This is a genomic window from Micromonospora sp. RB23, assembly GCF_053585025.1.
In genome coordinates this window covers 4,925,782-4,951,082 of record NZ_CM132111.1, presented here as the reverse complement: position 1 = coordinate 4,951,082, position 25,301 = coordinate 4,925,782, and the positions used below count along the sequence as shown (strand labels likewise).

26 protein-coding genes are annotated in these 25,301 nt (G+C 73.2%); 15 read left to right on the top strand and 11 right to left on the bottom strand.

The features are described from left to right. Window positions 1-522: 522 nt before the first annotated feature. The 4 genes from ACTFTM_RS22430 to ACTFTM_RS22415 all read left to right on the top strand — a co-directional run bounded on the left by ACTFTM_RS22430 (window position 523) and on the right by ACTFTM_RS22415 (window position 2,970). Complete coding sequence (locus ACTFTM_RS22430) at window positions 523-1,155, top strand: LysE family transporter (protein WP_449562449.1); 633 nt, start codon at window positions 523-525, stop codon at window positions 1,153-1,155. A 221-nt stretch (window positions 1,156-1,376) separates the two neighbouring features. Continuing rightward, window positions 1,377-2,030: an acVLRF1 family peptidyl-tRNA hydrolase gene (locus tag ACTFTM_RS22425; RefSeq protein WP_449562448.1), complete on the top strand. Its 654-nt coding sequence runs from the start codon at window positions 1,377-1,379 to the stop codon at window positions 2,028-2,030. Window positions 2,031-2,302: 272 nt separating this feature from the next. Beyond that, window positions 2,303-2,608 (top strand): muconolactone Delta-isomerase family protein, encoded by a 306-nt coding sequence (locus ACTFTM_RS22420; protein WP_449562447.1) that lies wholly within the window; start codon window positions 2,303-2,305, stop codon window positions 2,606-2,608. Continuing rightward, window positions 2,605-2,970, top strand: coding sequence for a YybH family protein (locus tag ACTFTM_RS22415; protein WP_449562446.1), 366 nt, complete (start codon window positions 2,605-2,607; stop codon window positions 2,968-2,970). Before ACTFTM_RS22420 ends, ACTFTM_RS22415 begins: the two co-directional genes overlap by 4 nt. 64 nt (window positions 2,971-3,034) lie before the next feature. Here the strand turns inward: ACTFTM_RS22415 and ypfJ are convergent, their stop codons facing one another. After that, the gene (gene ypfJ, locus ACTFTM_RS22410; RefSeq protein WP_449562445.1) at window positions 3,035-3,961 is read right to left on the bottom strand and encodes a KPN_02809 family neutral zinc metallopeptidase; all 927 of its coding nucleotides are present in this window, start codon (window positions 3,959-3,961) and stop codon (window positions 3,035-3,037) included. 262 nt (window positions 3,962-4,223) lie between these two features. On the opposite strand from ypfJ, the gene ACTFTM_RS22405 reads away from it, so the two are divergent. Beyond that, a complete protein-coding gene (locus tag ACTFTM_RS22405) occupies window positions 4,224-5,828 on the top strand; it encodes an ABC-F family ATP-binding cassette domain-containing protein (protein WP_449562444.1) in 1,605 nt (534 codons plus the stop codon). Between the two features lie 34 nt (window positions 5,829-5,862). On the opposite strand, the gene ACTFTM_RS22400 is transcribed toward ACTFTM_RS22405, so the two are convergent. Beyond that, window positions 5,863-6,462, bottom strand: a complete 600-nt coding sequence (locus tag ACTFTM_RS22400) for a cadmium resistance transporter (protein ID WP_449562443.1) — start codon at window positions 6,460-6,462, stop codon at window positions 5,863-5,865. A gap of 198 nt (window positions 6,463-6,660) precedes the next feature. On the opposite strand from ACTFTM_RS22400, the gene ACTFTM_RS22395 reads away from it, so the two are divergent. From ACTFTM_RS22395 to ACTFTM_RS22385, 3 genes are all read left to right on the top strand, one after another. Beyond that, window positions 6,661-6,888: a helix-turn-helix domain-containing protein gene (locus tag ACTFTM_RS22395; protein ID WP_007462679.1), complete on the top strand. Its 228-nt coding sequence runs from the start codon at window positions 6,661-6,663 to the stop codon at window positions 6,886-6,888. A 46-nt stretch (window positions 6,889-6,934) separates the two neighbouring features. After that, the gene (locus tag ACTFTM_RS22390; protein ID WP_449562442.1) at window positions 6,935-7,702 is read left to right on the top strand and encodes an enoyl-CoA hydratase/isomerase family protein; all 768 of its coding nucleotides are present in this window, start codon (window positions 6,935-6,937) and stop codon (window positions 7,700-7,702) included. A gap of 113 nt (window positions 7,703-7,815) precedes the next feature. Continuing rightward, window positions 7,816-9,792: an ABC transporter ATP-binding protein gene (locus ACTFTM_RS22385; RefSeq protein ID WP_449566699.1), complete on the top strand. Its 1,977-nt coding sequence runs from the start codon at window positions 7,816-7,818 to the stop codon at window positions 9,790-9,792. A gap of 4 nt (window positions 9,793-9,796) precedes the next feature. On the opposite strand, the gene ACTFTM_RS22380 is transcribed toward ACTFTM_RS22385, so the two are convergent. From ACTFTM_RS22380 to ACTFTM_RS22345, 8 genes are all read right to left on the bottom strand, one after another. Further along, window positions 9,797-10,282, bottom strand: a complete 486-nt coding sequence (locus ACTFTM_RS22380) for a hypothetical protein (protein ID WP_449562441.1) — start codon at window positions 10,280-10,282, stop codon at window positions 9,797-9,799. Between the two features lie 98 nt (window positions 10,283-10,380). After that, the gene (locus tag ACTFTM_RS22375) at window positions 10,381-10,647 is read right to left on the bottom strand and encodes a hypothetical protein (protein WP_449562440.1); all 267 of its coding nucleotides are present in this window, start codon (window positions 10,645-10,647) and stop codon (window positions 10,381-10,383) included. A gap of 130 nt (window positions 10,648-10,777) precedes the next feature. Beyond that, entirely contained in the window at window positions 10,778-11,383 is a 606-nt protein-coding gene (gene mug / locus ACTFTM_RS22370) for a G/U mismatch-specific DNA glycosylase (RefSeq protein ID WP_449566698.1), read from the bottom strand. Window positions 11,384-11,460: 77 nt separating this feature from the next. After that, window positions 11,461-12,222, bottom strand: a complete 762-nt coding sequence (locus ACTFTM_RS22365; RefSeq protein ID WP_449562439.1) for an SDR family oxidoreductase — start codon at window positions 12,220-12,222, stop codon at window positions 11,461-11,463. Then, on the bottom strand, window positions 12,207-12,761 hold the full coding sequence (locus ACTFTM_RS22360; RefSeq protein WP_449562438.1) for a hypothetical protein: 555 nt from the start codon (window positions 12,759-12,761) through the stop codon (window positions 12,207-12,209). The genes ACTFTM_RS22365 and ACTFTM_RS22360 overlap by 16 nt, the downstream gene beginning before the upstream one ends. Beyond that, entirely contained in the window at window positions 12,758-13,576 is an 819-nt protein-coding gene (locus ACTFTM_RS22355) for a DUF692 domain-containing protein (protein WP_449562437.1), read from the bottom strand. Before ACTFTM_RS22355 ends, ACTFTM_RS22360 begins: the two co-directional genes overlap by 4 nt. Next, window positions 13,573-14,493 (bottom strand): TIGR04222 domain-containing membrane protein, encoded by a 921-nt coding sequence (locus tag ACTFTM_RS22350; RefSeq protein WP_449562436.1) that lies wholly within the window; start codon window positions 14,491-14,493, stop codon window positions 13,573-13,575. The genes ACTFTM_RS22355 and ACTFTM_RS22350 overlap by 4 nt, the downstream gene beginning before the upstream one ends. A gap of 104 nt (window positions 14,494-14,597) precedes the next feature. Further along, window positions 14,598-15,170 (bottom strand): TetR/AcrR family transcriptional regulator, encoded by a 573-nt coding sequence (locus tag ACTFTM_RS22345; RefSeq protein ID WP_234591495.1) that lies wholly within the window; start codon window positions 15,168-15,170, stop codon window positions 14,598-14,600. Window positions 15,171-15,247: 77 nt separating this feature from the next. Between ACTFTM_RS22345 and ACTFTM_RS22340 the strand changes: the two genes are divergently transcribed. The 3 genes from ACTFTM_RS22340 (at window position 15,248) to ACTFTM_RS22330 (ending at window position 17,934) form a co-directional block, all read left to right on the top strand. Then, window positions 15,248-16,108, top strand: a complete 861-nt coding sequence (locus ACTFTM_RS22340) for a carbon-nitrogen hydrolase family protein (protein ID WP_449562435.1) — start codon at window positions 15,248-15,250, stop codon at window positions 16,106-16,108. A gap of 64 nt (window positions 16,109-16,172) precedes the next feature. Beyond that, entirely contained in the window at window positions 16,173-16,817 is a 645-nt protein-coding gene (locus ACTFTM_RS22335; protein ID WP_449562434.1) for an HAD family hydrolase, read from the top strand. A gap of 184 nt (window positions 16,818-17,001) precedes the next feature. Continuing rightward, window positions 17,002-17,934, top strand: coding sequence for a serine protein kinase RIO (locus ACTFTM_RS22330; protein WP_449562433.1), 933 nt, complete (start codon window positions 17,002-17,004; stop codon window positions 17,932-17,934). 49 nt (window positions 17,935-17,983) lie between these two features. Here ACTFTM_RS22330 and ACTFTM_RS22325 read toward each other — a convergent pair whose 3' ends face one another. Beyond that, window positions 17,984-18,232, bottom strand: a complete 249-nt coding sequence (locus tag ACTFTM_RS22325; RefSeq protein ID WP_449562432.1) for a DUF2630 family protein — start codon at window positions 18,230-18,232, stop codon at window positions 17,984-17,986. A gap of 465 nt (window positions 18,233-18,697) precedes the next feature. Here ACTFTM_RS22325 and ACTFTM_RS22320 point away from each other — a divergent pair, with 465 nt between their 5' ends. The 4 genes from ACTFTM_RS22320 to ACTFTM_RS22305 all read left to right on the top strand — a co-directional run bounded on the left by ACTFTM_RS22320 (window position 18,698) and on the right by ACTFTM_RS22305 (window position 25,231). Further along, complete coding sequence (locus ACTFTM_RS22320; RefSeq protein ID WP_449566697.1) at window positions 18,698-20,035, top strand: cytochrome P450; 1,338 nt, start codon at window positions 18,698-18,700, stop codon at window positions 20,033-20,035. Then, a complete protein-coding gene (locus ACTFTM_RS22315) occupies window positions 20,032-20,949 on the top strand; it encodes a terpene synthase family protein (protein ID WP_449562431.1) in 918 nt (305 codons plus the stop codon). Before ACTFTM_RS22320 ends, ACTFTM_RS22315 begins: the two co-directional genes overlap by 4 nt. Beyond that, window positions 20,942-22,555 carry a prenyltransferase gene (locus ACTFTM_RS22310; protein ID WP_449562430.1) on the top strand — a complete coding sequence of 538 codons (1,614 nt, stop codon included), beginning with the start codon at window positions 20,942-20,944 and terminating at the stop codon, window positions 22,553-22,555. Before ACTFTM_RS22315 ends, ACTFTM_RS22310 begins: the two co-directional genes overlap by 8 nt. A 123-nt stretch (window positions 22,556-22,678) precedes the next feature. Further along, entirely contained in the window at window positions 22,679-25,231 is a 2,553-nt protein-coding gene (locus ACTFTM_RS22305) for a nitrate- and nitrite sensing domain-containing protein (protein ID WP_449562429.1), read from the top strand. Window positions 25,232-25,301 lie beyond the last annotated feature (70 nt).

The following is a 25,301-nucleotide window of genomic DNA, read 5'->3' as shown; positions in this document are numbered from 1 at the left end:
GTGGCCTCGGCGGCGCACCGAGGCCACTACATCGTGGTTCGAGCACGATCTTCGACTGGCGCCCGCGGCTCGCCTGCCGGGCGGGCTCACCGGTCGGCAGGCCCCGTCAAGATCTACGCAACTTCACCGATGTTGCTGCTTCCCGCGCGGGGGATGCAGCAACTTCACCGATGTTGTGAGGATCTTGGCGCGGGGCGCGGGGCGCGGGGCGCGGGGCGCGGGGCGCGGGGCGCGGGGCGCGGGGCGCTCTCGCCCCGTCGATCTTGCACTTACTGTGGCGACATAGAGCGCGAAGCGGGACGGATCGGCAACCGAAAGTGCAAGATCGGCGCGACGGCGCGACGGCGCGAGGATTCACGATCGACGCGGGGCGCACGAAACTCCTTTGCGGAGGGGTGTTTGTGGCGTGCAGGATGCCGATGTGATCGAGGCGTACGCGATGCGGGTTCTGGTTCCTGCGACGACTGCCGGTCGTCGACAGCGGCCGGTACCGGGGCGGGCCTCGATCCTGCGCCGACGGCCATGAGCGGGGCGTTCCTCGCCGGCCTGGTGGCCGGCTACGGCGTCGCCATCCCGGTCGGCGCGATCGCGATCCTCATCCTGGGGCTCAGTGCCCGTACCTCGTTCCGGGTCGGCGCGGCGGCGGCGCTCGCGGTGGCGACGGCCGACGGGCTCTACGCCTCGGTGGCCGCTTTGGGCGGTGCCGGCCTGGCCGGGGTCATCGCGCCGGTCGCCGGTCCGCTGCGGGTGGTCGCCGCCGTGGTCCTGCTGGGGCTCGCCGGGCATGGCCTCTGGCGGACCTGGGTCGCCCACCGCTCCCGTCGGACGCCGTCGGCGCGCGGCGGTCGGGGTATGGGTACTCCGGGCCGGGCCTACGCGGCGCTGCTCGGGTTGACCCTGCTGAACCCGACGACGGTGCTCTACTTCGTCGCGTTGGTCCTCGGTCGTCCGGACACGACCGATGCGGGACTGTGGTCGGCGGCCCTGTTCGTGGCCGGCGTGTTCCTGGCGTCGGCGAGCTGGCAACTGCTCATCGCCGGCGGCGGCACGGTGGTCGGTCGGGCGCTGACCGGTCCGCGGGGCCGACTGATCACGGGCGTGCTCTCCAGCGTTCTCATCGCCGCGCTGGCGGTGGCCGCGCTGCTACCCGGCTGACGGTCCCGCCTGCCCCGGATTGGTCAAGCCCAAGGGGCCGCGCTGCTGCCCGACTGACGGTCCGCCCGCCCCCGACTGGGCAAGGCCAAGCTGCCCCGCTGTCCACGACGTCGCGTCGGCCGTCCCTGCCCGCCGTTCCACGACGCCGCGTCGGCCTGTCCGCACGCCGGTCGGGAGGCCGGGCTGGCCGTCAACCCGAGCCGTCCGTGTACGGTCGGGCGGTGACCAGTCGACCCGCCGCCGGGGGAGGCCGGTGGGTCGAGGTCGATCCGGCCCGCGTCGGCCGCTGGGTCGAGGGCTTCGCCGACCGGCACGGCCCGCCCACCACCACCGTCCGGGAGTACGGGCTGCTGCTCACCGCCCCCGACGGAGCTACCGCCGAGCTGCACACCCCACCCGGGTCGCCCGCCAGCGACGACGTGGCCGCCTTCGTGGCCGCCGCCGGCACGCCGTCCCGGATCGGTCTGCTGTTGGCCCGCAAGGGTGCGGTGGCGATCGGTGTGGCCCAGGGCACGGAGCTGGTGGTATCCAAGGTGGACACCCGGTACGTGCAGGGGCGCACCGCGGCGGGTGGATGGTCGCAGCACCGGTTCGCCCGGCGGCGCGACAATCAGGCGAAGGCGGCGCTGGGTGACGCCGCCGACCTGGCCGTACGGCTGTTGTTGCCGGAGGCGGCGAAGCTGGCGGCCCTGGTCTGCGGCGGTGACCGGAAGGCCGTGGACACGGTGCTCGCGGACCGGCGCCTGGCCCCGCTCGTGCCGCTGCGGGCCGAGCGGCTGCTCGACGTGCCGGAGCCTCGGCACGCGGTGCTGGTCGCGGCGGTGGGGGCGGCCCGGGCGGTACGGATCCGGTTGCGCGACCCGGCCCCGGACTGACCGCGACGGCAGCCGCCCGGCCCGGACTGACCGCGACGGCAGCCGCCCAACCCCGGGCTGACCGCGACGGCGGCGCCCGGCCCGGACTGACCGCGACGGCAGCGCCCGGCCCCGGGACTGAACCGCGACGGCAGCCGCCCAACCCTGGGCTGACCGCGACGGCAGCTGCCCGGCCGCCGGCTGGTCGCCCGGTCGGGTCCGGAGCGGAGACGACCGCCACCCGTACGGGGGTTCTCGGCGTGGTGCGGCGCGGGTGGTCGGAGGATGGGCGCGTGGAGTTCCTGGTGGACATGGTGACGACGGTGCCCGACGGCACGTCGGAGGACGGGGTTGCCGAGATGCGTGCGCGTGAGGCGGCGCGTTCGGCCGAGTTGACGGCGCAGGGCAGTCTGCTGCGCCTGTGGCGGCCGCCGCTGGCGCCGGGGGAGTGGCGTACGTGGGGGCTGTTCGAGGCTGCCGACGCGGACGAGTTGGAGGCGGTCCTCGCGTCGATGCCGCTGCGCGCCTGGCGGCGGGAGACCGTCACGCCGCTGACGCCGCACCCGAACGACCCGGGTCAGCCGGGGCGGCGGCCGTGACCGCCGGCGAGGCGGAGATCCTGCGCACGGTCCTGGACCGGTGGAGGTCGGCGGTCGACGCCCACGAGCCGGAGCGCGTCGCGTCGCTCTTCGCCGAGGACGCGATCTTCCAGGGCCTGCACCCGTACGCCGTCGGCCGGGACGGTGTCGCCGCGTACTACGCCGCACAGCCGCTCGGCCTGACCGCCGCGTACGAGGTCCGGGAGACCCGGCGGTTCGCCGCCGACGTGGTCCTCGGCTATCTGGAGGTCGAGTTCGGCTTCGTCGACCGGCCGGCGTTGACCGTGCACCTGAGTGTGGTCGTGCGGCGGGTCGGGGACGACTGGTTGATCGGGCACTACCAGGTGTCGAAGCTCGACTGAGCGCCGAAACGACGATCGTGGCAGGCCCGCCGGGCGGACCTGCCACGATCGTGCGGTACGGGTGTCAGAGCTGGTCGGTGCCGAAGGTGTCGCAGGTCTTCGGGTCGCCCTGGTCGTAGCCCTGGCTGAACCAGCGCTTGCGCTGCTCGGACGTGCCGTGGGTGAACTGGTCGGGGTTGACCCGTCCGCCGGAGCGCTCCTGGATGCTGTCGTCGCCGATCGCCTCGGCGGTGTCGACGGCCTGGCTGATGTCGGCCTCGGTGATCGACTTGAACAGCGGCTCCTTGCCGGTCTTGTCCTTGCTCTCGGTGGCGTGCTTGGCCCACGCGCCGGCGTAGCAGTCGGCCTGCAACTCCAACCGCACAGAGGCGGACTCGGGCCCGCTCTGGTCGCCCTGGCCGGCCTTGGCGTTGGTGCCGAGCAGGTCCTGGACGTGGTGGCCGTACTCGTGAGCGAGCACGTACGGCTGGGCGAACTCGCCCTTGGCCCCGAACCGGGTGGCCAGCTCGTCGTAGAAGCTCAGGTCGATGTACACCTTCTGGTCGGCGGGGCAGTAGAACGGGCCGACGCCCGAGTCGGCCTGCCCGCAGCCGGTGTTGACGGCCTGCTGGAAGAAGTTCGTGGTGGTGGGCTCGTAGTTGCCGTTGCCCAGCTCCGGGTACGCCTTCTTCCAGTAGTCCTGGATGCTGTTGACGAAGAGCAGGTTGCGGCAGCGCGCGTCCTGAAGGCGGTCGGCATTCTCGGTGGAGCACACCTGGTCGATGTCGTCACCCCCGGCCTGGCCGCCCTCGTCGCCGTTGTTCATCGCGTTCAAGCCGAAGCCGCCGCCGAGCAGGGCGATGATGACGGCGACCACGATGCCGATGATGCCGCCCCGGCCGCCGCCTCCCGGGATGGGGATGCCCATGCCTCCGCCGCCCCCGCCGCCGCTGCCGCGGCCCAGGTCGTTGGCCTGGGAGGTGTCGAGCTCGGCCCGCTCGTTGAGTTCCATGCTGACCCCGATCGCCTGAAGTCGGTGAATGTCGTGTGTATGTCGTTTCGTCGCCTGGGTGCCGGACGGGGTCCGGACAGGCGTTCCGGTACCCGATGATCTTGATTGGTAATCCGGGCGGGTGGTACGTGAGCGCCCGGTACACTTGTCGCCGTGCCGCGCTGCGAAGGCTGAACCGCCCCGCGCCGACGGGCCCACCGCCCGCCGGCGCTTTCGCGTGCCCTGTGTCAGCCTTCCAGACCCCGAGAGCGAGTCCCACGAGATGATCACTGCAACCGGCCTGGAACTGCGTGCCGGCTCCCGGATCCTGCTGTCCGACACCACCCTGCGCGTGCAGCCCGGTGACCGGATCGGCCTGGTCGGCCGCAACGGCGCCGGCAAGACCACCACGCTGAAGGTGCTCGCCGGTGAGGGGCAGCCGTACGGCGGCCAGATCGACCAGCGCAGCGCCATCGGCTACCTCCCGCAGGACCCCCGCACCGGTGACCTGGAGGTCACCGGCCGCGACCGGGTGCTCTCCGCCCGCGGTCTGGACGTGCTGATGTCACAGATGAAGGAGGTCGAGGAGCGCCTCGCCGAGGACGCCGACGAGAAGCTGGTCCGTCGCTACGGCGCGCTGGAGGACCAGTTCGCCGCCCTGGGTGGGTACGCCGCCGAGGCCGAGGCCGCCCGGATCTGCGCCAACCTCGGTCTGCCGGACCGCGCTCTCGCCCAGACCATCGGCACCCTCTCCGGCGGTCAGCGTCGGCGCATCGAGCTGGCCCGGATCCTGTTCCGCGACGCCGGCGAGAACGGCGGCGGCATCCTGCTGCTCGACGAGCCGACCAACCACCTCGACGCCGACTCGATCACCTGGCTGCGTGGCTTCCTCGCCAACCACAAGGGCGGTCTGATCGTGATCTCCCACGACGGCGCGCTGCTGGAGTCGGTGGTCAACAAGGTCTGGTTCCTCGACGCCACCCGCTCGGTGATCGACGTCTACAACCTGGGCTGGAAGGCGTACCTGGAGGCCCGCGAGACCGACGAGCGACGCCGCCGCCGCGAGCGGGCCAACGCCGAGAAGAAGGCCGGTGCGCTGATGGCGCAGGCCGACAAGATGCGGGCCAAGGCCACCAAGACCGTCGCCGCGCAGAACATGGCCCGCCGCGCCGAGAAGCTGATCTCGGGCCTGGAGGAGGTACGCGTCGCCGACCGGGTGGCGAAGGTGCGCTTCCCCAGCCCCGCGCCGTGCGGCAAGACGCCCCTGACGGCGACCGGCCTCTCCAAGTCGTACGGCTCGTTGGAAATCTTCACCGACGTCAACGTGGCGGTGGACCGGGGTTCCCGGGTGGCAATCCTCGGGCTCAACGGCGCGGGCAAGACGACGCTGCTGCGGATGCTCGGTGGCCTGCTCAGCCCCGACACGGGCGAGGTGCACGCGGGGCACGGCCTGCGGTTGGGCTACTACGCGCAGGAACACGAGACGCTGGACGTGGAGCGGACGGTGCTGGAGAACATGCGCGCCGCCGCCATCGAGCAGTCCGACACCGACCTGCGCAAGATCCTCGGCGCGTTCCTGTTCTCGGGCGACGACGTGAACAAGCCGGCCGGGGTGCTCTCCGGCGGCGAGAAGACGCGGCTGGCCCTGTCCACGCTGGTCTGCTCGGGCGCGAACGTGCTGCTGCTCGACGAGCCGACCAACAACCTCGACCCGGTCAGCCGCGAGCAGGTGCTCGACGCGATCGCCAACTACCCGGGCGCGATCGTGCTGGTCACGCACGACCCGGGCGCGGTGCTCGCGCTCAAGCCGGACCGCGCGATCCTGCTGCCCGACGGCGACGAGGACGCCTGGAGCGACGATCTCCTCGAACTGGTCGAGCTGGCCTGACCGCGCACGACGGCCGGGTCGCGCCGCGCGGCCGTCAGCCCAGCAGGTCGACCAGCCGGCCGAGCACGCCGGAGCTGACCAGGATCACCACGCCGATGCCGACGAAGATCGCCGGCACCAGCCAGTGCCCGGCCCGCTCCACCAGGGCGACCACCCGCCGGTGGCCGCCCAGCCAGGCCGCGGCGGCGCACCACAGCCCGATCAGCACCACGAAGACCAGCAAGAACATCGCGCTGTCGCCGGGGCCGAGGGCCCGGAACACGGGTACGTAGACGGCTACGTTGTCGGCGCCGTTGGCGATGGTCACCCCGGCCACGCCGAGGGTGCCGGTGACGACCGTGGCCGGCTCGTCGTCGTCGCGGTGCCAGAGCGCGCGGACGCCCAGCGCGATCGGCAGCAGGCCGAGCAGCCCGGTCCACGGGTCCGGCACGACCAGCAAACCGGCGGCGACCACCGCGCTGACCAGGGCGAGCGCGCCGATGCCGAGGTACTGGCCGGCGACGATCTGCGCGGTGCGGGGCCGCCCGGTGGTCCGGGCCGCGACGAAGAACAGCGTGAGGATGACGATGTCGTCGATGTCGGTGGCGGCGAAAACGACGGCCGCGCCGGCTGCGGTGCCGAACAGGTCGATCACCCCGGGAGCGTACGGGTGGGGGCGTCACGGGCCGAAGTGGCCCGCGCGGAACCTTTCGGGAGGATCACTCTATCGGGAACCTGACATTGCATAGCGTGTCGGTTGGCGAAGAGTTGATATCTGGCGCATGATCGTCCGAGGCGGTCTAATAGGTGGGACCGTATCCGAACCGCACAGTCTGGGACGTGAGGACACAGCATGGCAGCCACTGGCACAGCCACCAGCACTGAGAAGGGTCGCCGGATCGTCGGAGCCGAGCGTCAGACGCTCGCCAAGGACCTGGTAAAGCGGTACACCTCGGGGGAGAGCATCCGCGCGCTGGCGGCCTCGACCGGCCGTTCCTACGGGTTCATCCACCGAGTGCTCACCGAGTCCGGGGTTCAGCTGCGTCAGCGCGGCGGTGCCCGGCGCCGCAAGAAGGCGTGACCCGCCCCTTCGCGTCGTTGACCAACGCCGCGCCCCGGGTAGTCCGGTGACCACCGAGGCGACCGGGGTTCGGCTGACCTGCGACGGGCCGGTCGCCACGGTGACGTTGTGCCGGCCCGACGTACTCAACGCTCAGACGCCGGCCATGTGGCGCGCGATGAGCGAATTCTCCCGCGACCTACCCGGCGACGTACGGGTGGTGGTGGTGCGGGGCGAGGGGCGTGCGTTCTCCGCCGGCCTCGACCTCGCGGTGGCCGGCGCGTCCGGCCCGGGGTCGTTCGCCGAGCTGGCCACGCTGCCCGAGGACGAGTGCGCGGATCTGATCGCCGAGTTCCAGGGCGGCTTCACCTGGCTGCACCGGCCGGACGTCATCTCGGTGGCGGCGGTGCAGGGGCACGCGATCGGCGCCGGCTTCCAGCTCGCCCTCGCCTGCGACCTGCGGGTCCTCGCCGCCGACGCGAGATTCTCGATGGCCGAGGTGACGCTCGGGCTGGTGCCCGACCTGGCCGGCACGAAGCGTCTCGTCGAGCTCGTCGGCTACTCCCGGGCGCTGGAGATCTGCGCGACGGGCCGTCGGCTCGACGCCGCCGAGGCGGACCGGATCGGGCTGGCCACTCTCGTCGTACCCCCGGCGGAGCTGGACGACGCGGTCCGTGACCTCACGGCGGGCCTGTTGGCCGGGCCGCGCGACGCGGTCGTGGAGATCAAGGCGCTGCTCGCGGGCGCGGCCGGGCGGTCGCACGCCGACCAGCAGCGCGCCGAGCGTGAGGCGCAGACCCGCCGCCTCCGCGATCTCGCCGGCCAGGGCGAATAGTAAGGACCGCACGGGAAGATCCGGGTTACGACCGAGGTTGTCACAGCTGTCGGGAGAATTGACCCGACGGTACGGTTCGCCCGACGACCCGGAGGTGATCGGTGTCCAACCCGATGTCCGGCGGTGGCATGGCCGGGTGGAGCATGCTCCGGTCGATGCGTAACCGCGACGAGGTCTCGGCCCACCGCCTCAAGCGTGGGGTGGCCCGTCGCATCGTGGCCTTCGCCCAGCCCTACCGGCGCGACATCGTCGTCTTCCTGGCCACCGTCGTGCTGGCCGCCATCATCGGTGTCGCCACGCCGGTGCTCGCCGGTGACGTGATCAACGCGATCAACCGGGGCGGCACCGAGGCCGGTCGGCTCGTCATCCGGTTGGCGCTGTTCATCGCCGGGCTGGCGGTCGCCGACGCGTTGCTGTCCCTGGCCCAGCGGTGGTATTCCGCCCGCATCGGCGAGGGCATCATCCTCGACCTGCGCACCCGGGTCTACGACCACGTGCAGCGGATGCCGTTGCAGTTCTTCACCCGCACCCAGACCGGCGCACTGGTCAGCCGGCTCAACAACGACGTGCTCGGGGCCCAGCGGGCGTTCACGTCCACCCTGTCCGGCGTGGTCAGCAACGTCATCCAACTCGTGCTGACCGCCGCCGTGATGTTCACCCTGTCCTGGCAGATCACCGCGCTGTCGCTGGTGCTGCTTCCGATCTTCATCATCCCGGCGCGTCGGGTGGGTCGGCGGCTGGCCGACATCACGCGTGAGGCGTACAACCTCGACGCCAAGATGAACGCGACGATGACCGAGCGGTTCGGCGTGTCCGGCGCGCTGCTCGTGAAACTCTTCGGCCAGCCCGACATCGAGGCCCGCCGGTTCGCCGGCCGCGCCGAGCGGGTCCGCGACATCGGCATCCAGTCCGCCATGTACTCGCGCACGTTCTTCGTGGCGATGCTGCTGGTCGCCTCGCTGGCGCAGGCGCTCACCTACGGTCTCGGCGGCTGGCTCGCCGTCACCGGGGGCGTCAGCGCCGGCACGGTCGTGACCCTCGCGCTGCTGCTCACCCGCCTGTACGGGCCGCTCACCGCGCTGTCCAACGTCCGCGTGGACGTGATGAGCGCGCTGGTCTCCTTCGACCGCGTCTTCGAGGTGCTCGACCTCCAGCCCGGCATCGTGGAGAAGCCCGACGCCGTGGCGGTGCCCCGGGGCGCCGGCCGGGTCGACTTCCGCGACGTGCGCTTCCGCTACCCGAGCGCTGCCGAGATCTCCCTCGCCTCGCTGGAGGAGGTCGCCACCCTCGACCGTACGGTCAACGAGCCGGTGCTCAAGGGCGTCTCGTTCAGTGTCGAACCGGGGCAGATGGTCGCCCTGGTCGGCCCGTCGGGCGCCGGCAAGTCGACGCTGTCGATGCTCGTCTCCCGGATCTACGACGTCACCGACGGCCAGGTCCTGGTCGGCGGCGTGGACGTGCGCGACGCGACGCTCGCCTCCCTGCGCGACGAGATCGGCGTGGTCACCCAGGACTCGCACCTGTTCCACGAGACGATCGCCGAGAACCTGCGCTACGCCAAGCCCGACGCCACCGACGACGAGATCTGGGCCGCGCTCGCCGGCGCCCAGGTCGCCGATCTGGTCCGGTCGCTGCCCGACGGGCTGGACACGACGGTGGGGGAGCGCGGCTACCGCTTCTCCGGCGGCGAGAAGCAGCGGATCGCCATCGCCCGGCTGCTGCTCAAGGCTCCGTCGATCGTCATCCTCGACGAGGCGACCGCACACCTGGACTCGGAGAGCGAGGCCGCGGTGCAGCGTGCGCTGTCGGTGGCGCTCGCCGGACGTACCGCCCTGGTGATCGCGCACCGGCTCTCCACCGTTCGTGACGCCGACCAGATCCTCGTCCTCGACGGCGGTCGGATCGTCGAGCGGGGCCGGCACGACGAGCTGGTCGCGGTCGGCGGGCTCTACGCCGAGCTGTACCGCACCCAGTTCGCGGTCGCCGACTCGCCCCGCCCCTTCGTGGACGCGACCGGTCCCGAGCCGGTGGTCATGCCCCTGGGCACGTACGTCGCCGACGAGGCGATGCCGCCCGCAGCCGCCAACTGACCCGTCAGGCGCCGGTCGCGGGGCGTGGCGAGTCGATCGTGCGGATGCCCCGGGAGCGCAGCAGTGCGTTCATCCGGTCCGTTGTCTGCGGGTCGGGCCTGCGCAGCATCCAGACGCGACCCACGAGGACCGCGTTGTTGGGGCCGGGCACGTCCCACGGCCCGCCGTCGGGGTAGACGGCCAGGGCCACCTGGCCGAAGCCAGGCCGGGTCAGTCCCGCTTCGCGGATCTCCTCCCAGCGGTAGCGACGGGTGACCCGGCCGCGACGCCGCACCCACAGTCCGGTCTCGTCAGCCAGCAGGGCGTCGTCCCGCTGCCGCCAGGCCACGACGACCGTGGTGAGAAGGAGGGCCACCGGCACGAAGGGGAACGTTGCCCGCCAGATGCCGACGGCGACCAGCGCGGCGAGCACCCCGGTCGGGATGAGCACCGCGGGCCACAGGCGCGAGGCGAGGATCTCGTCCCGATCAGGCTCGTGCGGGTCGGCCATGCGGCGTTGATTCCCCGTCCACCATGGAACGACACCTCTCGATCATCGTGCGAGGCGATCCATCCCCCGGCCGGCAGCCGTACCGACGACCGACCGGGCTACGGCATCCCGCCGGAATCGCTCGTCACGCCCGCGTCCATGGCCCGGTTCTCGTCACCGCCGCCGCCCTTGCCGCGAAGGCTGCCCCGGCGACGTTGGCGGCTCTCGCGGGCGCTCTGGCGGATCGCCTTGCGTGCGGAATCCAGCCCCGCCGCCCGGTCGTCCGACCGAACGGCCCGGCGCCGACGCCGCAGTGCCACGACGACGACCAACGCGATGACAAGGACCAGGGACACTGCGAGCAGCGCGAGGCGAATGCCGGTCATGCGCGCAGGGTATCGGCACCGGGCAATGCACCTCGGGCGCCGCCGGCCACCCTGGTTGACCATGAAGTTGTTGCCACTCGCATCGGCGTGTCGTGGCCACAACTTCATGATCAGCGCGCTTGGGGGTGGGTCAGGTTGGGCGGCGGTCGGGCAGGTCGGTGGCCGCGCGCAGCTCGGCGAACGCCGCGCCCAGCGTCACCGGGGTGAAGTGCGCGTTCAGGCCGCTCGGGTTCGGCAGTACCCACAGCCGCGCCCCCGCCAGCGACTCCGGCTGCGGTCCGAAGGTGGCTTTTGGTCGCTGGAAACCGATCCGGTACGCCGTCACGCCCACCACGGCCACCCACCGCGGCCGGTTCCGGGCCACCTTGTCGGTCAGGATCGCCGCGCCGTCGAGAAGTTCCTGAGGGCTCAGCTCGTCGGCGCGGGCGCTGGCCCGGGCGGCCATGTTGGTGATGCCGAGCCCGAGGGCCGGCAACTCGTCCTGCTCGCTCGGGTGCAGCAGGCGGGGAGTGAACCCGCCCAGGTGCAGCGCCGGCCAGAACCGGTTGCCGGGTCGGGCGAAATGCCAGCCGGTGGCCGCCGACCAGAGGCCGGGATTGATGCCGACGAACAGCACCGCCAACCCCGGGGCGAGCACGTCGGGGATGGTCCGGTCCGCGGCCGCGGCCAGGTCCGCCCGGGTAGGCCGGGGATGCGCGACGCCCGCGCCGGCACGACCGCCCGGCGCCGGCGGCACAGCGCCGGCACGGCCGTCGGTGCCCGGAGTCGGAGCGCCGGCACGGCCGTCGGTGCCCGGAATCGGAGCGCCGGCTGTCACAGGCCGCGTAGCGCGCCGCCGTCGACCGGCACGGTGAGGCCGGTCAGGTAGCTCGCGGCGGGGGAGAGCACGAACGCGGCCACCCGACCGAACTCGGCCGGGTCGCCGAGGCGTCGCAACGGGATGATGGCCTCCGCCTCGGCTCGGGCGCGGTCCGGGTCGCCGGTCGCGGCGAACAGCTGCCGGTTGCGATCGGTCATGATCCGGCCGGGCAGCAGGCCGACGACGCGTACGCCGCGCGGGCCGTAGTCGTCGGCGATGTCCTTGGCGACGCCGACGAGGCCGGGCCGCAGGCCGTTGGAGATGCCCAGGCCGGGTACCGGACCACGGGCCGAGGTGGACAGCACCAGGCCGATCGCGCCTCCCTCGGGCAGCGCCCCGGCAATCGTGCGTGCCGCGCGGACGGTGCCCAGGAAGACGGTCTCGAAGGAGTGTCGCCACTGCTCGTCGGTGATCGACGCCGCGTTGCCGGCGGGCGGGCCGCCGACCGAGATCAGCGCGCCGTCGAGCCGGCCGAAGTGGGTACGGGCCGCCGCGACGAGCCGTTCCGGGGTCTGCGGGTCGGCCAGGTCGGCGGCGACGCCGACCGCCTTGCCCGGACCGCCCAGTTGCTCGGCTGCGGCGGCCACCGCGTCCGCGTCCCGCGCCGAGAGCACCACCCGGGCGCCGTCGGCGACCAGGCACTGCGCCGTCGCGTAACCCAGGCCACGGGAGGCGCCGGTGAGCACGTACACCCGGTTGGTCAGTCCGAGATCCATAACGCCGATCCTGCCCCATCCGGCGGGGCCCCGCCAACGTCCGCCGGTGGACGGGTGGCGGGACGCAGCAGTCGTACCCGACCGGCGATCTGCACCGCGACGGCGCCGCCGGCGCGGGCCACGGCCGGCAGCCGGCGCGGACGTGGCGCGGTGTGCCCGTCGTAGCGCAGTCCCGCCTCCCGAACGGCCAGCTCCTCCGCGCCCGACGGCGGCAGGGAGTCGCGCTGCCGCAGCGTCCGGGCCAGGTCCCAGCCGTCGCGCAGCGAGCCGGCGGTGGGGCGGTCGGCGGCCCAGTCGGCGAAGGTCGTGGGCCATGCGACGCCGAGGCCGGCGGCGAGCAGTGGCCAGTGCCGGGCCACCTCGCCGGCGCGTTTGCGCAGCAGCGCGGCCCGGGCGGCGGCCAGCGGCCCCGCCGCGAACCCGGCCGGCGGCGGACCTCCGGCGACCAGCGCCGCCACCAGCTCCGCCTGCCGCGCCGCGAGACCAGAGTGCGGCGGCTCGTGCCCGCTCTCCCGGTCGTGAGCGACAGCTCCGGTCATGTCACGGCCGGGAAGCCGGACGCGGCGGCCAGGGCGTCCAGTTCGGCGCGCAGCTCGGCGGCCGGCGGGTACCCGCCGTCGCGTTCCAGCAGCAGCGCCGGCGGCCGGTGCCGGGCGCAGAGCGCGCCAACCAGCTCCAGCACCTCCGGCGGCACCGGGTGGGTGTGGGTGTCGTGGTAGAAGCCGCCGTGTTCCGCCCCACCGGCCACGTGCACGTAGCCGATCCGGTCCAGCGGCAGCCGGTCGAGCAGCGCGAGCGGGTCGGTGCCACGGTTGCGGGCGTTGGCGTGCACGTTGGCGATGTCCAATAGCAGCAGCGCGCCGGTCCGGTCCAGGATCTCGGTGAGGAAGTCCGCCTCGTCCAACTCGTCGTCCGGCCAGTCGAAGAGGGCGGCGATCGGTTCCAGCGCGATCGGCACCGGTAGCTGCTCCTGCGCGCGGGCCACGTTCGCGCAGACCGCGTCGACGGCCTCCCGACTGCGGGGCAGCGGCAGCAGGTGCCCGGCCTCCAGCCCGCCGGCCCGCACGAACGCGATGTGCTCGCTGACGAGCGGGGCGTCCACCCGTTGCGCGACCGCGGCCAGGTGGGCGACGCGGGCCGGGTCGACCGGCTCGGCGCCGCCGAGGGAGAGCCGCACCCCATGGGGTACGACTGTCACACCGCGCTCGCGCAACTGCGCCAGCCCGGTCTCCAGTGGCCCGGTCGACGCCACCGACTCGGCCACCACCTCGACGAAGCGCAACCCGGGCAGCTCGGCCACGAAACCGGCGATCTCGGGCCGCCAGCCGATGCCGACGCCGTACGGGCCGGTCATCCGCCGCACCCACCGCCGCCGCATCCGCCCCCGCCCCCGCAGGAGCTGCCACCGCCGCAGGAGCTGCCGGTCGTACCCGACGACCCGGTGCCGGCACCCGACGACCAGCCGCTGCTGGCGATCGCCTGGCGCTGGATCTCGGCCTGCTCGGCGAAGCCCGGGTCGATGGCCCACAGCGACGCCGTGCCGTACAGGGCCACACCCATCGCCGCGCCCGCCGCGCCGTAGGTCGCGTACGCGGGGGAGGAGTCGGGCGCGAGGTGGTGGTGTCGGGTCCGCAGGTCGCGCAGCGCGTGGCGACCGGCCCGCGTGGTCTCGGGCACCCGCCAGAGCAGCAGCACGGCCACCCCGACACCGAGGAGGGTGAGCAGCAGGAAGCCCACCGGCCGCCCGTTGGCGAGGCCGGCGAACAGCCGTACGACGCCGAACAGCAGCAGTGCGGCGAGGACGAGCCTCCACTGTCGCGCGGAGGCCCGCCGCGCCTGGCTGACGCGCAGCCCCCGCCCTTCGAGGCTGGCCCCGAGCTGGTCGAGCGCGGCGGCCACCCGCTGGTCCTGGGCGAGGTCCCGGGCCCGGGTGCCCTGGTGGGCGGCCCAGTGGATCGCCTGCTCCAGCGGGGTGAGTCCGGTCGGGGCCGGGCCGGTGGTGAGCAGCCGGCGATCCGGACCGACGTCGATCGCGCCGCTGCCCCGCAGGCCGCCCAGCGCGGCGTGCACCGCGAGGGCCGGCCCACCGTTGAGGTAGGCGACCTCCTGGGGGCCGAGCGGCTCGGCGACGAGGGGTTCGGTGCCGGTGGCGAGGCGTACCCGGTGCAGCACCGCGAGGGCGGCCACGACGACGGCCGCCACGAGATAGAGCCGGAGGAAGGTCGGGCCGGGGATGCCCCAGGTGTCACCCGAGGCGGCATGGACGATCATCGGCTGCTCCTGTCGCCGGAGGGGTCGGCGGCCCCATTGTGGAGCACCGTCGCCATGCGGGCCGGCCGGGGCACCCGCGCTGTCCCCGGCGACGGAGACACCGCTCAGCGGCGGCGGACCGCCTCCTCGACCAGGTCGAGCACCGGGCCCAGGTCACCGGCCGGTCGGCCCATGGCCAGGTGCAGCACCAGGCCGTCGTAGGCCAGCTCCAGGAACTGGGCCAGCACGTCGATGGGTACGTCCTCGCGCAGCACCCCGGCGTCGCGCTGGCGGGCCAACCGGTCCCGGGTCGCCTCGGCGATCGCGGCCGACCGTTCGGCCCAGCGCTTGGCGAACGCCGGATCGGTGCGCAGCCGGCGGGAGACCTCCAGTTGGCTGCCCAGCCAGCCGGTGGTGTCCGGCGAGACGGCGCGGGCCAGCAGGTCGCGCATCACCTGCACCAGACCGTTACGGGCGACCGTTTCGACCATGGCGGCGGCGTCGTCCTCCGCGACGGCGAGAAAGAGGGAGTCCTTGTCGCGGAAGTGGTGGAAGATGGCGCCCCGGGAGAGCCCGGTGGCCTCCTCGAGGCGGCGGACGGTGGCCCCCTCGTAGCCGAGTCGGGCGAAACACGCCCGGGCCGCGGCAAGGATCTCCTGCCGGCGCGCGTCGAGCTGGTCCTGACTTACTCTGGGCACACCTCGATCGTCGCAGGTCACCCCGGGCGGTGCAAACCGTACGTACGGCTTGGTAACGTGCCGTTTACGATCCACCCGTGACCCGCTCGTACCCCGCGCCGTCCGGCCCACTGACCGTCGCCACCGTCCAGGCCACCCCGACACCGGGTGACGTCGCCGGCAACGCGGCGGCGGCCGCCGAACTGGTTCGGCGCGCCGCCGGGCAGGGCGCCCGCGTGGTCGTCCTCCCCGAGCTGTACCTGTGCGCGTATCACCCACCGACCCTCGCCGCCGATCCGGCCGGCACCCACGTGACGGCCGATCCCGCCGGGGCGGTCGCCGACGGCCGGCTCGACCCGCTGCGCGACGCGGCACGCACCGCCGGGATCACCGTGGTGGTCGGCGCGGCCGTCCGGCACCCGGACGACCGGCGGACCATCGCCGCTCTCGTGGTCGACCACGTCGGCGTGGTCCGGGTCGGGTACGACAAGCAGCAGCTCTGGGGCGACGAACGCGACCTGTTCAGCCCCGGCGGGCGGGGGTCCACGCTGCTCGTCGACGACTGGCGGCTCGGGCTGGGCATCTGCTACGACGGCTGCTTCCCCGAGCACGGGCGGGCCGCCGCTCTCGACGGCGCGCACGCCTACCTGTGTCCCAGCGGCTACCTGGCCGGCTCCGAGCACCGCCGGGACCTGTACTACGCGGCGCGGGCCCTGGACAACACGATGTTCGTGGTCTTCGCGAACGTCGTCGGCGGCAGCGACCCGTGGCGCTTCAACGGTGGGGCGGCGATCTACGACCCGCAGGGACGTACGCTCGCCCGTGGCGCCGACGAGGGCACGGACACGCTCGTGGCGACCCTCGATCCGGCCGTGCTCACGGCCACCCGGGCGGCCCATTCGATGCTCGCCGATCTGCTGCCGGGCCAGGGCGGCCCACGCGTGTCGCTGACCGGTTAAGCCCATCGTGAAGTCGAAACACGTGGGTCTGTTGGCGGACACGTCGGTCCCGTAGGGTGCCCGAGTGCCACTGCTCCTGCTGGACCTGGACAACACCCTGCTGGATCGGGCCGGGCCGTTCCGCCGCTGGGGTGAGCGCTTCCTGGACGGCATCGGCGCGCCCCCCACCGACATCGACTGGCTGGTCTCGCTCGACGCGGACGGGTTGACCGACCGCTGGGACCTGGCCGACGCGATCCGGGACCGCTACGAGCTGCGTATCCCCTCGATCGACCTGGTGGAGGAGCTGCACGACGGGGTGGTGGCGCAGACCCGGCTCGATTCGCTGACCGCCTGCGCGCTGCGCATCGCCGACGACGCGGGATGGGTGCCCGTGGTGGTGTGCAACGGCACGGTACGCCTGGAGGACGCCAAGATCCGTCGTACCGGCCTGGACCGCTACGTCGCCGACTGGGTGATCTCCGAAGAGGCCGGGGTCAGCAAACCCAACCCGCGGATCTTCGCGCTCGCCGCGCAGCGGGTCCGCATGCCGTTGCGCGGCGCGTGGGTGGTCGGCGACAGCCCGGAGGCGGACATCGGCGGCGCCGCCGCGGTCGGGCTGCCCAGCGTCTGGCTGCACCGGGGGCGGACCTGGTCGGACGTGCGGTTCGCGCCGAGCCGCACGGTGGACGGGCTGATCGCGGCGGTCGCGACGGTGCTCGCGAGCTGACGCGGCTCGCTGCTCGCGTCCCCGCCGTAATTCGGTTGACCCGTGCTCGGAGCTGCCGCGAGGATGGGCGGCGCATCGTGCACCGGGCGAGCAGCCCGATCGAGGAGAGGAGGCCGGTCATGACCGTCTTCACCTGTCGCTTTCCGCTGCCTACCTCCGCCTCGACCAAGGGAACCTCACCACAGTGCGCGATCATGACCTTCCGGCGCTGGAGCGCCGGACCCGCGGCAAACGCCGCTTCGACGACGACGAGCCGCAGTTCCTGAAGCGGGCCCGGCCCACCGAGCCGCCCGTCGATCCCGACACCGAGCCCGATCCCGACACCGGCGAACGCTGGTCGTCGTGGGACGACGCGGTGCACGGGCCACAGCCGTACCCGGCCTGGTTGGTCACCGAGTTGGCCGCCAAGGACACCGAGTTGGGTGTGCTGAAGACCGGCAAGGAGGCGGACGTCCACCTGGTCCGCCGCGCGGTACCGGACACGGACCGGTCCTGCCTGCTGGCGGTCAAGCGGTACCGGGACGCGGAGCATCGGCTGTTCCACCGCGACGCCGGCTACCTGGAGGGTCGCCGGGTGCGGCGTTCCCGGGAGATGCGGGCGATGGCCGGCCGGACGGCCTTCGGCCGTCAAATGATCGCCGGGCAGTGGGCGGCGGCCGAGTTCGCCGCCCTGACGCGGCTCTGGGAGATCGGCGCCGGGCACGACCGGATCGCCGTCCCGTACCCCGTGCAGGTGCGGGGCACCGAGTTGATGTTGGAGTTCGTCGGCGACGCCGAGTCGGGCCTGGCAGCGCCCCGGCTGGCCCAGCTACGGCCCGGCCCGGCCGAGCTGCGCGACCTCTGGGGCCAGATGGTCGAGGCGCTGCGCGTGCTGGCCCGGGCGGGCTACGCCCACGGCGACCTGTCGCCGTACAACCTGCTCGTGCACTCCGGGCGGCTGGTCGTGATCGACCTGCCGCAGGTGGTCGACGTGGTGGCGAACCCGCAGGGGCCCGAGTTCCTGGCCCGCGACGTGCGGGTGGTCAGCGCCTGGTTCGCGGCCCGGGGGCTGGGCGCCGAGCACGTTGACCCCGGGAGGCTGACCGGGGAGTTGCTGCGCGAGGCGGGCATCCGCTGACCGGAGCGGGTCGGGTGGCCACGGTGACCGCCCGACCCGTCCGTGTCGATCACTGCAGGTAGCGCTCCACCTCGGGCTTGGGGCGTTCGCCCTGCGAGTCGGGGTCGCCGTGGGTGGCACGGGCGGCCCGGCGGCGGCGCAGCAGGTCCCAGCACTGGTCGAGGGATTCCTCCAGGGCGCGCAGGCGCTCGCTGGCCTCGCCCTCGGTGCCCGACTCGTGGGCCTGGGCTTCCGCGCGCAGCCGGTGCTCCTCGTCTACCAGCTCGGAGATCCGGTTCAGGATGGTCTTGTCGTCCATGCCACAGAGCCTGGCACAGGGTGCCCGCCATCGCCCGGATTCGGGGGTACCGGTGCGTCCTTGCTCACTGCGCTGCCCGCCCTCTGGGATCGCACGGGCGCGACCCCGACCGACGGGGCCCGTGGCCCACCGGACCGTGGGCCCGTCGTCGTCCGGGCCCGCCGACGACGACGGCCGATCGGTGTACGGGCGCGACCTGCGCCGGTGCCGGCACCTGACGATCCACTCAGGACAACGGGCCGCTACGGACATCGATGCTCGTCTGGGGCATCGGTGAAATCTCACCGGTCACAGATCTAGAGGTGTCCTGGAATTGGTGAGATGCTTCCGACGCCCAGAAGGTGAAAATTCCACAGCCCCGACCGGCCGAAGTGGACCGCTTAGGTCGTCGGGGCGACGAGGAGACGACGCATGTCCCAGGTGTCCGATGCCGGCCCCGCCCCCGTCAGCACCGAACCCCGGATGATCCCACTCCGTCGTGCCCTGCCCGCGCTGGTCCGCGATCCGCTGGGCGCGCTCGTCGGCTTCGCCGACGCCGCCGGCGGCGAGGTGGTCCGGCTGAACCTCGGCTCGTTCCGCCCGTACCTCGTCAGTCATCCCGAGCATCTGCAACGAGTGCTGCGGGACAACGTTGCCAACTACACCCGCGACGGCGAGGGTCTGTTGTGGCGGCCGGTCCGCCGGATCGTCGGCGACGCCATCCTGGTCGCCGAGGGCGAGATCTGGGAGTCCAGCCGGGGCGCGCTGCAACCGCTGTTCACCGCGAAGCGGGCCGAGACGCTCGTCGACAGGATGGCCGAGGCGATCAACGAGGCCGTCGACGAGTGGTGGGAACCGGCCCGCGAAGGCCGTCCGATCGACGGCGGGGCCGAGCTGACCCGGATCGTGCTGCGGACCACCATGCGGGTGCTCTTCGCCGACCGCATCTCGGTACCCGACGCCCTGCGGATCAGCGCGGCGCTCGACACCGTCACCACCGCGATGCTCCCGCGCCTGCTGGTGCCGTTCGTGCCGTACGCGGTGCCGATGCCCGGCGACCGGCGCTTCCGCGAGGCGGTGCGGACCATCGATGAGGTGGTGCTGCCGATCATCCGGGAGGCCCGGGCCCGGCCCACCGACGGCGAGGACATCATCTCCACCCTCTGCCGGCCGCGCGCCGACGGCAGCGAGCCCGACGAGTACGCGATCCGCGGCGACGTGGTGGCGATGTTCTCCACCGCCACCGAGACCACGATCGCCCTGCTCTCCTGGCTGTGGCCGGTGCTGGCGTCCCGGCCCGACGTGGCGGAGCTGATGACCGGGGAGATCGAGCGGGTGGTCGGCTCCGAACGGGTCGGCCGCGAGCACCTGCCGCACCTTCGCTACGGCCGCATGGTGCTCGACGAGATGCTGCGGCTCTACCCGGCCGGCTGGATGATCCCCCGTACCGCCGTGGGCGACGACGTGCTGGGCGGTGTGCGGATCAAGGCCGGTGGCACCGTGCTGGTCAGCCCGTACGTCACGCAGCGGATGTCGACCTTCTGGGACGACCCGACGCTGTTCGACCCGGAGCGCTTCGCGCCCGAGAAGCCCCGTCGACGCTACCGCTACTCCTACTTCCCGTTCGGCGGCGGCCCGCACCAGTGCCTCGGGCAGTACCTGTTCCTGCTGGAGGCGCAGCTCATCGTCAGCACCGTGCTGAGCCGCTACCGCTTCCGGCTGCGTGAGCCGGTCGGCCTGACACCCCGGCTCGGCGCCTCGCTGCAACCCAAGCAGCGGGCCGAGCTGATCGTCACCCCGGTCGAGCGTCCGGTCGCCTCGTGACCGGCGCGCCGTGGCCGGTGCAGGCCGGGCCCGACGCCGTCGCCGAGCAGGGCCGGGTGTGCGCGCTCGCCGTACGGGGCGTCCGCGACCTACAGGGTGTCACCGCCGCCCACCCGGAACTCTTCGACGCCGCGCCCTTCGACGCCGCGCTGCTCAGCTCGGTGGCCACCGCGATCGCGTTCACCGCGCCGTGGCACACCGCCGCCGAACTGCGGATCACCACCCGTACCCTGCTCTGGGTCTTCGCCGCCGACTGGCAGGTGGACTACCTGGCGCGGTCCGCCGACGACGTCCGGGCGATCGTGACCGACTGCCTGGCGGTCGCCGACGGCGCCGCGCCCCCGCCCGGCCGGCACCTCGCGCGGCTGCTGGCCGACCTGCGGGACGAACTGGCCACCGTGCCGGCGTTCCTTCGGCTGCGCCCGATCTGGCGCGACGAGCTGGGCCGGATGCTCGCCGCCGTGTCGCGCGAGTGGGACTGGAAGAACCTGCCCACCGACCCGACCACCGGGCAGCGTCTGCCGGACCTCGACCGCTACCTGGACAACGCCGACAACCTGGCCTGCTCCTTCGTCAACGTCACGCACTGGATCGCCACCGGCGACGACAAGACCCTCGCCCAGCTGACCGACCTGCTCGACGCCGGCCGTGGCGTGCAGCGGGTGCTGCGGCTGGTCAACGACCTCGCCACGCACGAGCGGGACGCCGAGTGGGGCGACCTCAACGCCCTGCTGCTGGTCGACGACCCGGCGCGGGTGCACGCCCGGCTCGCCGAGCTGACCAGTCGTGCCCGGGGCGACCTCGCCGCCCTCGCCGAGCGCTGCCCCCGTCAGGCGGACTACCTGCACCGGCAGATCTCCTTCACGGGCGGCTTCTACCAGGTGTCCGACTTCTGGGGAGCACGCGATGAGTGAGGGCACGGGACACGTGCTGGTCGAGCCCGCGACCGACGCCGCGCGTGAGCTGATCGCCGGCCTGGCGCTGCGACCGTGGGGGCAGGTCGCCCCCTCGGTGTACGAGAGCGGCCGGCTGGTCGCCGACGCGCCCTGGCTGCCGGGGCACCACCAGCGGATCGGGTTCCTGCTGCGCGAGCAGCGCCCCGACGGGGCGTGGGGCCCACCCGACGGGTACGCCCTGGTGCCCACGCTCAGCGCCACCGACGCCCTGCTCGCGGCGCTGGCCGACGGTGGCTCGGCCGGCGCGGACCTGGTCGCGCCGGTGGGGCGCGGGCTGCACGCGCTCACCGGCGGGCTGCTCGCCACGCACGCGCGCGCGCTGCCGGACACCCCCGCGCTGGACCTCATCGTCCCCGCGCTGGTCGAGTCCATCAACGGCCGCCTGTCCCGGCTGTCCCGGCTGGCCCGGGCGACCGCCGAGCGGCTGCCGCGCTCCCCGCTGGCGCTTCCGGCCGGGCTCGGCCCCGACCGGCTGCACGCGGTCCGCGCCGCGGTCGCCGCCGGGGTGGTGCTGCCCGCGAAGCTGGCCCACTTCTACGAGGTGCTGGGCGCGACACCGGCCGACGCCGGACCGACCCTCACCGCCGTCGGCGCGTCACCCGCCGCGACCGCCGCCTGGCTCAGCGTCGTCGGCCCGGACGCCGGCCCCGCCGCGCACACCTTCCTGCGGACGCTGATCCGCGACGGTGACGGGCCGGTGCCCTGCCCGACGCCGATCACCGTGTTCGAACGGGCCTGGGTGCTCAGCGGCCTGCGTCGCGCCGGCGTCGCGGTCAACCCGCCGGCGAGCCTGCTGCGCACCCTGGCCGGCGCCACCGCCGCCGAGGGCGTCGCCACCGGCGAGGGCCTGCCGACCGACGCCGACACGACCTCGGTCACGCTGGACGCCCTGGCCCGGCTCGGTCGCCCCGCCGACCCGGCCAGCCTCTGGGCGTACGAGACGGCGGACGGCTTCTGCACCTGGCCGGGGAGCGAGGACGGTTTCTCGGTCACCACCAACGCGCACGTGCTCGACGCCTTCGGCCAGCACGTGGCCGCCCACCCCGGCGCGGACGCGCGGTACCACCGGACGGTCGACCGGCTCAGCGCCGTGCTGCCGGCACACCAGCTCGCCGACGGCCGCTGGCAGGACCGGTGGCACGCCTCGCCGTACTACGCCACGGCCTGCTGCGTGCTGGCGCTGGCGGAGTTCGGTCGGGGCGGCATGGCGGCCGAGGCGCTCGACCGGGCGGCCCGCTGGGTCCTGGACAGTCAGCGGGCCGACGGATCGTGGGGGCGGTGGGGTGGCACGGTCGAGGAGACCGCGTACGCCCTGCAGGTGCTGGTGGCCGCGCCGACCGGAGCGCCCCGGGTCGACGACGCGGTGACGCGGGGCCACGCCTACCTGCATCAACCGTCGGGCCGGACCGACCCTCCACTGTGGTACGGCAAAGAGCTGTACTGTCCTACCGCGATCGTTCGCGCGGCGATCCTGGCGGCCTGCCGGCTCGCCTCCGTCCATCTGGGCGGGGTCGACCGATCGGTGGTGGATTGTGGTTACCAGGCAACAAAAACAGCGACTTGAGGGGTTGTGTGGACACTGCTAGCGTACGCAGAGCCTCAGCCCCGTACGCCCCGTCACGGCGGGACGTCGTCCTCCATGATCACCCGTTGATGAGCTGAGTCAACCCCTGCCTGGGACGGTTCAATGCGTTCTCGCGGTACGAGTATCCGCACCAAGGTTGTCGCCCTGCTGCTCTCCCTGGTCGCGCTCTGGATGTTCGCGGCCTGGGTCACCCTGCGTGACGGATTCAACCTGCTCGGTGTCCAGCTGCTCAACAGCAAGGTCTACGCGCCCAGCGAACCCCTCCTGCAGGAGTTGCAGTTGGAGCGGCGACTGACCCAGGCGTACCTGAGCAACCCCGACGCCGCGCAGCGCGCGGCGCTGGAGACCGAGCAGCGCAAGGCCGCCCAACTGGCCGACGACTTCGCCGGCTCGGTCCGCAACTGGCAGGTCGACGTGGCCGGCAGCTCGGCCCTCGATGCCCAGCTGGACGCCACGATCTCGCAGGTCGAGGAGCTGAAGCAGACCCGCGCCGACGTGCTCGCCCGCAAGGTGGACCGGATCTCCGCCGCCGACGCCTACACGGAAGCCATCGGATCGATCTTCCGGATCTACGACGTCACCGGCAGCCTCGACGACAAGGAGATCGCCGCCGACGCGGCCGCCCTGATCCAGCTCAACCGGATGAAGGAGCTGATCTCGCAGGAGGACGCGCTGCTCAGCGGCCTCTTCGGCACGGGCCGGATCAGCGGTCCGGAGTACGCCCGCTACGTCAGCCTGGTCGGTGCCGAGCGGTTCCTCGGCGAGGAGACCCGGGCCCGGCTCGCCGACGCCGACCAGCGCCGCTACCAGCAGCTCGTCGAGGGGGAGCCGTTCACGCGGCTGCGCGCCGTACAGGACAGCATCATCCGTGACGGCCGGCCGGCGACCCAGCTCCCGGTCAGCGCCGAACAGTGGCGTGGCACCGTCGAGCCGGCGCTCGCCGAGGTGAACGACGCCGTCGTCGACGGTGGTGAGGGCATCGTCGGTCGGGCCACCGGCGTGGCCGTCATGGTCGTCGTCCGACTCGTGCTCGCCACCGGTCTGGGTCTGCTCGCCGTCATCGCCTCGGTCGTCGTCTCGATCACCACGGCTCGTACCCTCCTGCGCCAGCTCGACCGGCTGCGGCAGGCCGCCTGGCAGCTCGCCGACGAGCGGCTGCCCGGCGTGGTCGCCCGCCTCGGTCGCGGCGAGGAGGTCGACGTCGCCACCGAGGCGCCCCCGCTGGAGTTCGGCACCGACGAGATCGGCCAGGTCGGCAAGGCGTTCAACGCCGTCCAGGAGACCGCCCTGCGCACCGCCGTCGAGCAGGCCGAGCTGCGCCGCAACGTCCGCGAGGTCTTCCTCAGCCTCGCGCGGCGTACGCAGGCGCTGGTACACCGCCAGCTCACCCTGCTCGACGCCATGGAACGGCGGGAGCACGACGCGGAGGAGCTGGAGGACCTCTTCCGGGTCGACCACCTGGCCACCCGGATGCGGCGCAACGCGGAGAACCTGATCGTGCTCTCCGGCTCCACCCCGGGCCGGGCCTGGCGGCGCAACGTCCCCATGGTGGACGTGGTGCGCGGCGCGGTCGCCGAGGTGGAGGACTACACCCGCGTCAACGTGCTGCCGCTGGGAGCCGTCTCGCTCGCCGGCCGGGCGGTCGGCGACATCATCCACCTGCTCGCCGAGCTGATCGAGAACGGCCTGTCGTTCTCGCCGCCGCACACCACGGTGGAGGTCCGCGGGCAGCTCGTGGCGAACGGCTTCGCCATCGAGATCGAGGACCGGGGCCTCGGCATGAGCGAGGAGGACCTGGCCGCGGCGAACCACCGCATCGTCGACCAGTCCGAGCTGAACCTCGCCAACGCCGCCCGACTCGGCCTCTACGTGGTGAGCCGGCTGACCGAGCGGCACGGCGTGCGCGTCCGGCTCAAGGAATCGGCGTACGGCGGCACCACCGCCGTCGTCCTCATCCCGTTGGAGCTGATCACGGCGAACGGAACCGGCCCGGAGGACTCCGGCGCGATCCCCGCCAGCCCGACGGCCATCGCGTTGCCCGCCGGCCCGACCACCGCCGGCCCCGTCGAGGGCGGTCGTCCCGCCAGCCTCTCGACGGTCGCGGTCGCCACCGCGACAACGAACACCAGCGCTGAAGGCGCGCCGCAGCCGGTGACCCCGGTCGCTTCGGCGCCGACCGAGAGCAGCACCACCACCGAGCAGACGGACGGGAGCGACAAGGACGTCGTACTCCCCACCCGCCAGCGCACCGCGGCGGCGGACCTGCCGACCCGGTCCCGGCGTGTCCTGGGCCAGCCGGCCCTGGAGGGCCCGACGGTGCCCACCGGCCTGCCCGCGGTGGAACGGGCCGGAACGGGCGGCGGCGAGCCGAACGCCGACGGCGGACCGGTCCCGGCGCGGGCCGAGACGGACCGCACCGGCTCCGGCCTGCCGGTCCGCGTCCGCCAGGCGAACATCGTGCCCGAGCTGCGCGACGATCCGGCGGTGACCGAGTCCGACGAGGAGGACGTGGTACGGCCCCCCGAGCAGGTACGCCGGATGATGAGCTCCTATCAGACCGGTACCCGGCGCGGTAGGACCGACGCGGCGCGGCTGCTGGGCGGCGCGTCGGGCGCGACGCCCGAGCCGACCGACGAGGACCCACAAGCCACCTGACCGAGCGCCGGCGCTGCGGGTTCCCGCGTGGTGTGACGGTCAAGCCCAAGACGAATACGGCGCAACTGCC